This window comes from Yaniella sp. (assembly GCF_030453185.1).
Taxonomy (GTDB): Bacteria; Actinomycetota; Actinomycetes; order Actinomycetales; family Micrococcaceae; genus Yaniella.
Window position 1 is genome coordinate 1 of sequence record NZ_JAKDKW010000068.1, and the last position, 12,372, is coordinate 12,372.

General features: G+C 57.6%; 12 protein-coding genes, 2 pseudogenes and 1 riboswitch. Of the genes and pseudogenes, 10 read left to right on the forward strand and 4 right to left on the reverse strand.

Annotated features, from left to right (window positions below; genetic code table 11):
- Positions 1-186: 186 nt before the first annotated feature.
- Both L0H14_RS12535 and L0H14_RS09675 read left to right on the forward strand, forming a co-directional pair.
- A pseudogene (locus L0H14_RS12535) lies at positions 187-288 on the forward strand (transposase); the annotation flags it as partial.
- 70 nt (positions 289-358) lie between these two features.
- Positions 359-493, forward strand: a pseudogene (locus L0H14_RS09675) (IS5/IS1182 family transposase); the annotation flags it as partial.
- 27 nt (positions 494-520) lie between these two features.
- Here the strand turns inward: L0H14_RS09675 and L0H14_RS09680 are convergent.
- Positions 521-1,948 (reverse strand): thioester domain-containing protein, encoded by a 1,428-nt coding sequence (locus L0H14_RS09680; protein ID WP_301419589.1) that lies wholly within the window; start codon positions 1,946-1,948, stop codon positions 521-523.
- A gap of 148 nt (positions 1,949-2,096) precedes the next feature.
- Positions 2,097-3,575: an MFS transporter gene (locus tag L0H14_RS09685; RefSeq protein WP_301419588.1), complete on the reverse strand. Its 1,479-nt coding sequence runs from the start codon at positions 3,573-3,575 to the stop codon at positions 2,097-2,099.
- 68 nt (positions 3,576-3,643) lie between these two features.
- Here L0H14_RS09685 and L0H14_RS09690 point away from each other — a divergent pair, with 68 nt between their 5' ends.
- The 3 genes from L0H14_RS09690 to L0H14_RS09700 are packed head-to-tail and all read left to right on the forward strand — an operon-like array spanning position 3,644 to position 5,777.
- Positions 3,644-4,036: a YchJ family protein gene (locus tag L0H14_RS09690; RefSeq protein WP_301419587.1), complete on the forward strand. Its 393-nt coding sequence runs from the start codon at positions 3,644-3,646 to the stop codon at positions 4,034-4,036.
- A 23-nt stretch (positions 4,037-4,059) separates the two neighbouring features.
- Positions 4,060-5,028: an asparaginase gene (locus tag L0H14_RS09695; protein ID WP_301419586.1), complete on the forward strand. Its 969-nt coding sequence runs from the start codon at positions 4,060-4,062 to the stop codon at positions 5,026-5,028.
- 8 nt (positions 5,029-5,036) lie between these two features.
- Complete coding sequence (locus tag L0H14_RS09700) at positions 5,037-5,777, forward strand: SDR family NAD(P)-dependent oxidoreductase (protein ID WP_301419585.1); 741 nt, start codon at positions 5,037-5,039, stop codon at positions 5,775-5,777.
- Positions 5,778-5,803: 26 nt separating this feature from the next.
- Here L0H14_RS09700 and L0H14_RS09705 read toward each other — a convergent pair whose 3' ends face one another.
- Positions 5,804-6,904: a glutathione S-transferase family protein gene (locus L0H14_RS09705; RefSeq protein ID WP_301419584.1), complete on the reverse strand. Its 1,101-nt coding sequence runs from the start codon at positions 6,902-6,904 to the stop codon at positions 5,804-5,806.
- A 12-nt stretch (positions 6,905-6,916) separates the two neighbouring features.
- Between L0H14_RS09705 and L0H14_RS09710 the strand changes: the two genes are divergently transcribed.
- The 3 genes from L0H14_RS09710 to L0H14_RS09720 are packed head-to-tail and all read left to right on the forward strand — an operon-like array spanning position 6,917 to position 8,711.
- Positions 6,917-7,765 carry an MBL fold metallo-hydrolase gene (locus L0H14_RS09710; RefSeq protein WP_301421735.1) on the forward strand — a complete coding sequence of 283 codons (849 nt, stop codon included), beginning with the start codon at positions 6,917-6,919 and terminating at the stop codon, positions 7,763-7,765.
- A gap of 3 nt (positions 7,766-7,768) precedes the next feature.
- Positions 7,769-8,191 (forward strand): universal stress protein, encoded by a 423-nt coding sequence (locus L0H14_RS09715; protein ID WP_301419874.1) that lies wholly within the window; start codon positions 7,769-7,771, stop codon positions 8,189-8,191.
- Positions 8,192-8,195: 4 nt separating this feature from the next.
- A complete protein-coding gene (locus L0H14_RS09720; protein WP_301421736.1) occupies positions 8,196-8,711 on the forward strand; it encodes an O-acetyl-ADP-ribose deacetylase in 516 nt (171 codons plus the stop codon).
- 3 nt (positions 8,712-8,714) lie between these two features.
- On the opposite strand, the gene L0H14_RS09725 is transcribed toward L0H14_RS09720, so the two are convergent.
- A complete protein-coding gene (locus tag L0H14_RS09725; RefSeq protein ID WP_301421737.1) occupies positions 8,715-10,322 on the reverse strand; it encodes a mechanosensitive ion channel family protein in 1,608 nt (535 codons plus the stop codon).
- 58 nt (positions 10,323-10,380) lie between these two features.
- On the opposite strand from L0H14_RS09725, the gene hisD reads away from it, so the two are divergent.
- Together hisD and L0H14_RS09735 are read left to right on the forward strand one after the other, a co-directional pair.
- Positions 10,381-11,688, forward strand: a complete 1,308-nt coding sequence (hisD, locus tag L0H14_RS09730; RefSeq protein WP_301421739.1) for a histidinol dehydrogenase — start codon at positions 10,381-10,383, stop codon at positions 11,686-11,688.
- A 54-nt stretch (positions 11,689-11,742) separates the two neighbouring features.
- Positions 11,743-11,866, forward strand: a riboswitch (SAM riboswitch).
- A 42-nt stretch (positions 11,867-11,908) separates the two neighbouring features.
- A partial coding sequence (locus L0H14_RS09735) for a flavin reductase family protein (RefSeq protein ID WP_301421738.1) occupies positions 11,909-12,372 on the forward strand: 464 nt, incomplete at its 3' end.

Consider the following 12,372-nt stretch of genomic DNA (forward strand, 5'->3'; position numbering starts at 1 on the left):
CTCCAGCAGAAGCATCACTGCATGAGAGACCATGTGACGGCCTGCGTTGTACTAGGGCATGTCTCCCAACTATTTTGCCAGGGTAGGCAGAATTGGCGATGTGACTGATGTATCGCGGTTTCGTGTGTTTTCTGATGAGCAATGGGCCATTCATGAGCCGTTGCTGCCACCGAACCAAGGCAGGTAGGTCGTCTCTTTGGTGAGCATCGCCATGTTGTAGAAGATATCGCTTACCGGTACAGAACCGGGGCCGCCTGGCGGGATTTACCGTCGAAGTTTGGGCCATGACAAACCGTGTGGAAACGTCACCGAAAATACGCCCAAGGGTGGTCGACCATCCGCCTTGGGCACTGAGGCGTATAAGGGCCGCCACGTCGTGGAAAACCACTTCGGATAGATCAAACAATGGCGGGGCATTGCCACCCGATACGACAAACTGGCCATCACCTACCGGGCCGGACTCCTCCTGGCCGCGGCCCTCGCCTGGATATGACATTAGGAGACATGCCCTAGCCGAGTCTCAGCGGGGTGATGTTTTCTTCCGCGCAAGACGATTGATCACCAGCAGAGCTGCACCGACGGCCAATGTTGCAAGTGCTACGAGAATATTGCGCGTTTGGTGCGCTCCAGTTTCAGCAAGTTCGCCCGCAGCCTCCACCCGTGGATCTTCCTCCACTCGAGTTGCCTCATCCGTTGAGCTTGGCAGCTTCTTGACGGACTCTTGAACTTCTTCAATTTCCTGTTCAGGTTGTGGCGCTTCCGGTGTTGGTTCGTCAACAGGGCTCGGTTCTACTGGCGGTTCCTCGGCTGGCGGACCTTCCAGGGGCGGTTCCTCAACCGGTGGCTCTTCAACCGGAGCTTCAGGAGGGGCCGGCGGAGTCTCTGGTTCAGGCGGCGGATCTGTTTGGGTCTTCTGCCAGTTGAGTTCTAACTCGGTATCAGCCTGGTCTGTTGTTGCATCGACCATCACAATGGTCTGAAAACGTCGTTGGGCATCTGGTTCAGGAGTGATAAGGCGTCCGGTATAGCCAAAGTCTGTTGATTCCGCGGAAATGTGCACTCCCCCGGTTTCGGTATCTCCTGGCACATGTACCCACAGTTCCTCGGCACGAACCGGTTGACTGGTGTCGACTTCGTTTCCTGTTGCATCCAGCATGGTCAGATTTGCAATCTCGACTGCTGCGTTGGTGGAAGTCAGCTCTAGATCTACCTGCTCGGTAGAAGCATTGAGCGCAATGGGCCCTAAGATCTGGTCCTCCTCGTCTTGTATGACGTCATGCAGAGCCTCGGGCGGTCCGACCTCGGCATCAGTCGCATCGACGAGCGTGACGCTGGCTTGAACCTCGTGTTCGCTCAGACCTGTGTTGTCAGGTCCGGTGAAGTAGTCGAATACCGTTTGAACGTTGCGTGCTGAGGCTTCGGAGACGGACTGACTACTGTGTGCCGCGCTGTCGATCTTGAGTTTCCCGTCGGGAACGAAATCGTCGGTGAAGTGCCAGATCGCGGCCTGTGTTGCGGCAACTGCTTCTGCCTCGGTGAGCTCAGTTATGCCGGTGTTGTTCGCCAGTTCGTCAAGGCTCAAGGTTGGATGTGAATTTCGGAGAATCCAGGCAACGTACTCGCGTACCTGCGGGTCAGTTTTGAAATTATTATCTCCGGTGAATTCGTCCCAGCCGGTCACCGCGGATCGGTGATCGGGATCTGCTGCCTGAACCCAGTATTCGATGCAGTAGGCCAGGATCGATTCGTCATCCACGACGACCGAGCGGAGCGTTGGCGAAACGCCGTTCACGGTCAGACCATACTGATAATCCTCCGCTGGTCCCATGACGGCTGTGTGGTCCTCGGCTATATCAGCAGTTTGGGCAGCAGAAGCGGTACCGGGTATAGCAAAGGCTGCGCCACTAAGCGAAACCACTGCTAGGGATGCCAAAAAGGTATATCTCAAAGGTGTGTCCTTTTACTCATGTCGATTGCCCTCTGCAATCTGTGTGAGTCCGACACTAAAGAAAACCGTGTTTCCGACACACCAGGGATCTGTCAGACCTGTGGATAACGGACCCGCCGCAGCGATCTCCACGCCGGTTGGCGGTGCATTAGCTCTGCGCCGTCAGCTGTCTATTCCGAGCGCGGTGGTCGATACTGGCGAACACCAGAGCGGTCAGTGAGAACACGATCAGCACAGCCATAGCCAGCTGGAACGCCCCGGCGTAGGCAGCTACCGACGCCGGATCGGTTGGGTCTGGCAGTCCCGTGGTGTCCCGGGGAACCGCGGCAACCATGGCGTAAAAGATGGCCGACCCGATGGCAATACCGATGGCGTTCCCCAGGCGTTGACCTACCTGTTGGAAGGATCCAGCGACTCCGCCTTGGCTAACCGGTACCTCGATGAGGGTGCGCATTTGATTGGCAGACATGATGAACCCCGGTCCTATACCAGCTATGGCTAAGACGATGGCCATTGCCAACGGGTTATGTTCTGGTGGGACGAATGCAGAGATAGCCACCAAACCGATGAGGGCCACGATAAAAATTGCGAAACCCCAGATCACCAGTGTCGTGGCATGGCGAAACGTATAGCGGCCGGTCACAGCAGCCACGATGGCCGAAATGAGCGCAAACGGAACCGTGATGAGGCCGACCGCGACCGGATCATGGCCGAGCCCCTGTTGGTTGAATAGCGTCATAACTAAGAACATAGCCGGCATGGCACTGAACCACAGTGTGGTGATGATGACGCCGTTGCGGTACGACGAGTAGGCAAACAGGGTGAAGTCCAGTACGGGACTCTTACCCGCTGCTCGATATCGGTTCTCCCATCGAACAAACGCCAGAGCGACCACGATACCGAGTGGTAGGAAAAGCCAGCGCGCAGGGTGGTCGCCGGAACCGGTGGTGAGTACAAACGGCAGCATGACAAAGAGGACCGCTACCGCCATGAGGGTGACACCCACGGGGTCTAGGTCTGCGTCACCGGCGTCGGGTTGAGCGGCAGGAATGAGCCACAGGGCCAATGGAATGAGGAGTAAGGCAAGCGGCACGTTCATGCCAAAGGTCCAGCGCCAACCAAGCTCTGAGCCGAAGCTACCCAAAAAGAGGCCCCCGATGGTTGGGCCAAAAGCAGTCCCCAGGCCGATTGATGCCCCGAAGATACCGAACGCTTGGCCGCGAGCCTGACCTTGGAACAGGGTTTGGACCATCCCTAAAACTTGGGGCATCAACATGCCGGCCGCAATCCCCTGGAGTATGCGAGCAATCACTAGGAAAGAGGCGGTCGGCGCCAGTGCCGCGGCAAGCGATGCGACGGTGAATGTCACCAGCCCGATCATAAACATGGCTTTGCGGTTCCACTGGTCCCCGAGTCGTCCGGAAGGCACCAGGGCGATGCCGAAAGCCAACACATAACCGGCAACGACCAGCCCGGTTTGGGTCGGTGTGGCGCCGAGCGTTTCTTCCAAAGGGGTCAAGACAACGTTGACTTTGACCACATCGAGAATGGTCAAAACCGCTACGGATGCGGCTACGGCAAAAGGTATCCACGGCGAACGCGCAGCACCAGGGTGTTGGACAGTCACCAAGCCAGGCTAACCTATCGCTACACTTTGAAACAGATCAGCCACATGATGACCAAAGGGAGCAAACTATGGTGTTGGAGCAGCAAACTTGCCCGTGTGGGACGTCCAAGGACTATGCCGACTGCTGCGGCCCGGTACTTGCTGGGCAGCGAGCTGCTTCAACGGCCGAAGCGCTGATGCGCTCCCGCTATACGGCCTTTGTGCTTGGTAATGATGCCTATCTTGCGGCCAGTTGGCATTCCCAGGCGCGTCCGGATGACGCTTCGGCACCGACAGGCATTGACTGGCGAAGGTTGCGCATCCGCGATACACAGGGCGGCGGACCGGACGATGAAACCGGCGTCGTAGAATTTATCGCCCACTTTCGTACTGCGGATGGTAGCCGCGATTTCCTACATGAGCGCTCTGAATTCGTTCGTGAGAACGGGCACTGGGTGTATGTTTCCGGTGACATTTTATAACCGAAGCGCTCTACAATAGCTTCATGAGCTACGTACACGTGATCGGGACCGGTGGCACCATTGCCTCCCGTGCAGAAGCTGGTGGGTCGGTCGTTGCGGATTCGGCAGAGCAGGTTTTGGGGAGCCTCGGGCTGTCCACCGGAGTCACCACCGAAGACGTCTTGCACATCAATTCGTTTCATCTCACGTTTGCCGATCTGTTGACCATCCATCACGCGGTACACGCCGCATGTGCACGTCCTGAAGTCTCCGGGGTCGTCATCACCCACGGAACCGACACCATGGAAGAGACCGCGTTTTTCTTGTCGCTGCTGCACGATGCGGACAAACCCGTGGTGCTAACCGGCGCCCAGCGGGCCGCGGATCTGCCCAATACTGACGGTCCAGAAAACCTGCGCCAGGCAGTGGAAGCTGCCGCTTCTGCCACGATGCGCGGTGCTGGAGTGGTGATCGGTTTCGAAGCAGAATTTCACGCTGCCCGCCACACGCGAAAGCGACATACCCTGGCAACCACTACATTTTCCGGTGGCACACTGATTGCGCAGTACCATAACGACGTCCTGACTCGTCTGGCCACCGCAGTCCCATACCCGGTCCTGGATGCCCCGACAGCCGACTTTGCTGAGTTGAACATTCCGGTGATCGATGCTGCGCCGGGGAGTACCGCTGAGCTCTTCAATGCGGCGCTGGCGTCGGGTGCCGATGGCATTATGCTCCAGGGCGTTGGCGCTGGCAATGCGCCCCCGGTCTTTACCGACGCTGTACAAGCTGCGGTGGCGGCCGGCGTGCCCGTCGTGCTATCCACCCGGGTTCCAACGGGTCCGGTTGCCGCGATCTATGGCAATGGCGGCGGGGTCACGCTGTTGGATTCCGGTGCGCTCAGCGCCGGTCAGCTCAATACTTATCAAGCTCGCATGTTGTTAGCCGTTCTGCTGGCCCAAAAGCTACCGGCTGGCACGTTGCGCGCCAGGTTCGAAGCCCAAACCCTGTAAGGAGCACTATGAATACCGCCCAGGAACTGCTCGAGATCACAGACCATCTGAAAGAGCTGGCGGTCACCAATCGGCAGGTCGTTGTCGTCACCGGAGCAACCGGTGGCATCGGTCGCGCCATCGTGGAAGATTTAGCCCATGACTACGCGATCGTCGCACAGGGGCGCGATAAACCCAGACTGGCTCAGTTGGCCAACCTCGGACAACAAATTTATCCAGTCCAGTGCGACCTGACCGATACTGGTGCGCTTGCGGAAACTTTCGGACTCCTACCGAAAGTTGATGCGCTGATCAACGCGGCGGCCATCGCCCCGCGGTACGCATTTGACGATGCCACAGCTGAAATTTGGTCCGACGTCATGCACTTAAACGTCACCGTTCCGTCCGAGCTCACCCGGATCTTGCTGCCACAATTGCGTGCGTCAACGGGCACGATCGTGTATTTGGGATCGGGCGCCTCGCGGACGACGTCGCCACATAATGTCGTCTATGCGGCTTCGAAACACGCGCTTCAAGCCCTGGCCGACGGGGTGCGAATGCGTACCGAAGCGGATCGTATTCGGGTAGCAACGGTGGCGCCGGGGCATGTGGATACGCCGATGATCGAATGGGACGATAACTACCCGCTGGTACTGCCGGAAACGCTGATTCAGCCGGCCACCGTGGCGCGCACTATACGCCACGTGATCGAAGCCCCCGAGGACACTCAGATCACTGAAGTTTGGGTCAGACCTCGAGCCGAGGCCTAACCCAAACCGCTGCGATCAGAAGCTCTCTAGGCGTAGAGCGGATTATTTGCGGGGTCGACGCCTTCACCCTGGCGGACCGGACCGGGAGCTGTGCCATCGCCAAATGGTGAGCCACCGAGTTCTTGTCGTCCGTGGTTGGTCAACCATTCCGTGAGGACCGGACCGTTCGGCACAATGCCGGTGGGGTTAATATCCTGGTGCACGATGTAATAGTGGTCCTTGACCTGCTGGAAGTCCACGGTGTCACCGAAGCCCGGAGTCTGGAATAGATCGCGAGCATAAGCCCACAGTGCTGGGAATTCGATGAGCTTATTGCGGTTACATTTGAAGTGGCCGTGGTACGCGGGGTCAAACCGCACCAGCGTGGTAAAGAGGCGAACGTCAGCCTCAGTAATATGCTCGCCCATCAGATAGCGGCGGGTGGTGAGTCGTTCTTCCAACCAGTCCAGGGCGGTAAAGAGTCGATCATAGGCTTCGTCATAGGCTTGCTGTGAACCGGCAAATCCTGCACGATACACACCGTTATTGACCTCGGTGAAAATACGTTTGATCACCGAAAACATTTCATCAAGGTGCTCTTCAGGCAGCAGGTTTGGTGCGCCGTCGCGGTGGAACTCGCTCCACTCGGTGGAGAAATCGAGGGTCATTTGTGGGTAATCGTTAGTCACTACACCGCCGGTTGGGATGTCTACGATTGCCGGCACCGTGATGCCACGCGGGTAATCAGGGAAGCGTTTGAAATAGTTCTCTTGGATACGTTCGGTCCCAAGGACCGGGTCGACGCCGCCCGGATCAAGATCAAAAGTCCAGGAATTAGAGTCGTGGGTTGGGCCGGGGGTTCCCAGTGAGATGGCGTCTTCGAGCCCGAGTAGACGCCGCACGATGATAGTGCGGTTGGCCCATGGACAAGCACGCGCGGCAACCAGGCGGTAGCGACCAGCTTCCACGGGCCAAGCTTCAGCGCCGTCAGTCAACCCGGTGGTCAGAGAACCAATCGTGTTGTACTCGTAATGCGCTGCCGCTCGATGGGCGGCAGGCTCTGCGACAATTCGGTCATTAATGTAGTTGGTGTCGCGGGTAAAGGGTTTGCCGGGTGTGGAGTATCCAGAATTTTGTTTTGATTCCATAGACTTCAATATATGAGTTCTTCAACCACACTGGCTAGTAGCCAGTTCACATTCCGAGTCACCCAAAATAATCCGTCCGGTATGACACTGAGCGGGACCAACACGTATGTGCTTGGTGCACCGGACGCACAGACCGTGGTCATCGTCGATCCGGGCTTCCACGACGGCGCGGCCGAGCATGCCGATGCCGTGGCAGAAGTCGTCGGCGACCGAAGCGTCGAATTGATTTTGGTGACCCACCACCATTTTGACCACACCGGAGCGGTGGAAACCTTCCACGAGCGCTTTGGCGCCCCCGTTCGCGCCGTCGATGAACAATGGTGCCGGCAAGCTAACGTCCTCGTAGACAACGAAGTCATCTCCGCAGCCGGCACGCAGATTAGGGTGGTCGCTACCCCGGGGCACACCTCTGATTCGGTATCTTTCTACTTGCCCGAAGACAACACTGCACCGCATCCGGGTGGCACGGTCCTGACCGGGGACACCATTCTGGGCGAAGGGACCACGATGTTGGATTATCCCGACGGCACGCTCGATGACTATCTGCAGTCGATGAACACACTTGGCGATTTGGAAGGTGCCGGACGCCAGGTGGCCGTGCTACCTGCACACGGGCCGACGTTAGATTCGGTAGCCCGCACGGCTCAAGACTATTACGACCACCGTATGGTTCGGGTCGATCAGCTCCGTGAGCTCATCGCAGACTATCCTCCGATTCCGACCCCGGTGGACTGGGAATCCGTGACGGTGCACGATCTGTCGATGCAGCTGTACCCGAAACTGCCGGATGTGGTTCGCGTGCCGGCGAAGAAAACGTTGGCAGCTACGCTGGAATATCTTATGCACAACACGAAGGAGTAACGCGTGACTATTATTGTGGGCTATACGGAATCGGCTGCGTCCAAGGCGGCTTTAGACTTCGGTTTGGATCTTGCCGCCAAGTTGTCGATGAATTTGGTGGCTGTCAACGCCGGGCCAGGTTCTGAGCACCGTGCTGAATCCGAACTGACGCGTGCCGAAACCGAACAGCTTGAGCAGTATCTGGCCAATTTCCAGGTGCAGACCGAATTGCGGCAGTATGCGCGGGGGCGTTCCACCGCCGATGAGTTCAAAGACATTGTTGCTGAACTGAACCCGTATCTGGTGGTCATTGGTGGCGCCAAACGCTCAGGGTTCGCAAAATTCATGATGGGATCGGTTGCCGACGAGCTGTTGCGCGAGTTGCAAGCCCCGGTCTTAAGCGTCAAAGTTCCCGAACCATCGGTGGCATCGAACACACGGGAGTAAAACCATGGACATCCTTGTGCAGCAGTCGGACATCACAACCGTTACTGTCGATGCAGTCGTCAACGCCGCCAATACCACACTGCTAGGTGGTGGCGGCGTTGACGGCGCTATTCATGCGGCCGGTGGCCCGGGAATTTTAGCGGCAACCAAGCACCTGCGGAACACCTCGCTGCCAGAAGGTCTACCCACCGGAGAGGCGGTGGCCACCACCGCCGGCAAGCTGCCAGCTCGCTGGGTCATCCATACGGTAGGGCCGGTCTATTCGGCGAGCACAGATCGCCGTCATCAATTGGTGAGCGCGTATCGTCGAAGCTTAGAGGTCGCCGATGAACTTGGCGCCACGTCTGTTGCGTTCCCAACCATTTCGGCCGGCGTATACGGTTGGCCGCATGAGGACGCCGTGGCGGCCGGGGTGGAAACCGTCCAAGCAATGGCCGACCAGGTGTCAGTCGACACGGTCATTTTCGTCCCTTTTTCGCAAGAGATGAAAACACTGTATGACAACTACCTGGCCGGCTAAGCGCTAGTCCTTGCGTGGAGCCTCGTCCTCCCGGACGCGCTCAAACTCCTGGGTTTGGTCGGTCTTCTGCTCGTCCTGGGTATCGTCACCGTCTTGAACGTCGAGCTCATCGGTATTTTGTAGACGTTCCCGATACGCTTCCTCACCAGGACCAGCCATATCGGCGCCGCGCTCGATGGCCGCAACCGAGCCGGTATACATTGAGCCGTCTTCCGAGGGCTGTGTGAGCGGTACAGACGACGTATCCGGTCCAGTTTCTTTCAGACCATCATCGGTTTCCTTCTGCACGGTAGGGATCCAACCGCGTTCAACCGGTGGTTCACTGCCGCGCCGGGAGCGCACCTTCCCGGTATCTACTTCGGGAACGGCACCAAGATCCCAGGGCGTACGAGACTGAGATTTCGATTCTTTGGACTCTGTGGTGGTCCCCCGGCTTGCTTCAGGCGCTTCAATCTCTGGAGCTGGTCCTGCTGGCAAATTCTCAATTCGCATCACGTTCATGGCCATCGGGTGTTCCTCCGAGACAAACCGGATCATGTCCTCACGTACCAGGCACTGCAGATCCCAGAGTTCACCGGCGTTACGAGCCGATACTGCAGCTCGCAGCGTAGCTCGGTCTCCAGCGATATCTAAGACCTGAATCGACAGATCGCGGCCATCCCAGAGGTCAGATGACTCAACCAGTGCTCTCAAGCGGGCGCGCAACGCATCAACTGGCACACGCCAGTCGAGCTCAAAGTCGATGCCCGCTGAGATCTCGGTCCCAACGCGGGTGTAGTTTTCAAACGGTGTGTTTGTGAAGTATGAGGAAGGGTAGATGATGCGTCGACCATCCCAAATTTTCAGCACCACATACGACATGGTGATGTCTTCAATCGTGCCGTAGTAGTCGTCCATCACTACGACGTCACCCACGCGAATCGCATCGGTAAAGGCTAACTGAATACCGGCAAAAACGTTCGTCAACGTCGTCTGCACAGCTAAAGCTGCTACGACCGAAACTAAACCGGCAGATGCCAGCAAACCAGCACCGAGGGCACGAACTTGTGGGAAGGTCAGTAGGATCGCGGAGATGGCGATCACGACGATAATCGTGCTCAGGACCCGTTTAATGAGCTGCATCTGCGTCTTGATGCGGCGTCCGCGACGATCTTCGGTGGTGGATTCTTCGTACCGGAGCTCTACTCGACGCTGCACTACGTTAACAACTCGCAGGGCCAGCCAGGCGAATCCCGCTACCGTACCGATCAGCGTGAGAAACGCTAGGAGTTCGAAAAGAACAAAGTCCCGACCAGACAGGCCCAGGCCAACCCGAGCGCCCAGGAAGCCCATTGCGGTAAAAGCCGGTACGAGGACAATTTTCAAATGCGTTCGCATTCTCGGTCGGGTACGCAGCATGACACGCACCCCCAGCGCAATAAGCGCCGTCAAGACCAGCCCACTCAGGACGCCAATGGCCATATTCAAAATAACGCCGAATATTGGGCCCAGGGACTCAATATTTTGTACCGCGGAATCCTGCACATCTTCGGGGACAGCATTTTCCATATCCGGCACGGAAGGCGATTCTGTCGGCTCGCCCGGGCCCTCTTCGGTTCCAAATCGCAACATAGGCTCCATTCTGCCAGTGACAACTGAACTAAAGCTCAAAACGGCTACACTAACAGTCATGCTGAACATCACTGATTTGCGCAACACCACCTATGATCCAGCGACCGTGATGCCGCGAGCTAAGCTCGAAGTTTCGGATGCCTCGGCGGTCGTTCAACCCATCATTGACCAGGTACGACGCCATGGTGTTTCAGCAGTCCAAGACCTCACCGAACGCTTCGACGGGGTCCGACCCGACAGCCTTCGCGTACCGGCTGAAGCCATGGTCAAAGCGCTAGAAGAACTCGACGACGATGTTCGCGTCGCGCTAGAAGAATCCATCGCCCGTGCCCGTGCCGTGCACGCTGCGCAACTCCCACCTGACACAGTCGTGCCCCTGGCCGATGGTGCCAGCGTGGAAAACCACTGGGTCCCCATCCAACGGGTTGGCCTCTATGTTCCGGGCGGTCGAGCAGTCTATCCGTCGTCGGTCATTATGAATGTGGTGCCAGCTCAAGCCGCCGGAGTTCCCGGCCTGGCTATTACTTCTCCCCCACAAACCGAATTCGGTGGGCTCCCCCACCCGGTCATTTTGGCAGCTTGCCAGCTCCTTGGCGTTGACGAAGTGTACGCGACCGGTGGGGCACAAGCGATTGCCATGCTCGCACTGGGTGCTGACGACGAGACCGGGCAGACCGTCTGTGAGCCCGTTGATCTGATCACCGGTCCAGGAAATGTTTATGTTGCCGCCGCCAAACAGGCTTTCTTCGGCCAGGTTGGTATCGATGCCGTTGCGGGACCATCAGAGATTCTGGTGCTGGCCGATGACACAGCCAATCCCGAATGGGTCGCAACTGATCTCATTTCGCAATCCGAGCACGATCCGCTCGCGGCTTCTGTGCTCGTTACCGATTCCATGAAATTGGCCGAAGCCGTCGTCGCTGAAATTGATGCCCAGGTGCCCGGTGCGCCCTTGGAAGACCAAATTCGTGAGGCGCTGACCGGGCAACAATCCGGCGTATTGGTCGTGGACTCAATGGACGATGCGATCGACGTGGCCAACGGTATCGCCACCGAACATTTAGAGATCCAAACAGCAGATAACGAAGCGGTTCTTGAACAGATCACCCACGCCGGGGCAATCTTCATGGGCCCGTATTCTCCTGTCCCACTTGGCGACTACTCCGCCGGTTCGAACCACGTCCTGCCCACCTCTGGCACAGCTCGGTTCTCTTCCGGACTCAACACCGCGTCCTTCCTGCGCCTACAACAACATATTCGATACAACAAAACTGGCCTAGAGCCCATAGCAAAGGGCATCGAAGCACTCGCTGCTTCCGAGGGGTTGCACGCGCATGCGGAAGCTATCGCGCGCCGATTTGAATAAATGTGACAATCCCAACTGTCACGCGCAGACGAAATAAGCTAGTCTAGTTTTCAGAATCACGAGCTCTTACCGTTTCGTAGCCCTGGCTGGTAAGACGGCAACCCTCCCACGTTGTAGTGGGGTGCCCCAGGTGATGATTCGGCCACACGGAAAACGCCGTGTCTGGCAAGTACAGCGTTCGAGCGTATATCGGGCGCGAAATATAGAAGGCATGATTGTGATGACTACCTTGCAAGCCCACGAAACTCATACCACCGCCCAACTCTCCAACGACGTCTCCCCTTTATCGCTGCGCAGCGCATTCGGACAGTTTCCATCCGGTGTGGCAGCTCTAGCTGCCTCTACAGATCGCGGCCCTGCCGGCATGGCCGCCTCGTCATTCACGGTAGGCGTTTCACTCGACCCACCCCTGGTGTCCGTGGCCATTCAAAATAACTCCGAAACTTGGCCTACGCTGCAAGATTCTGACTCGATCGGCATCTCGATCTTGGGTGAGGGACAAGGTCCTATTGCACGTCAGCTCGCTGCCAAAGGTATCGATCGGTTCGAGGGGCTCGACCTTGAGGCCCACGGTCCGTCAATTTTCATCAACCACGCAGCCCTGTGGTTAGATACGACCGTCTACGCTCAATACCCAGCCGGTGACCACGTCATGGTGCTACTGCAGGTCAACAACCTGGCAGA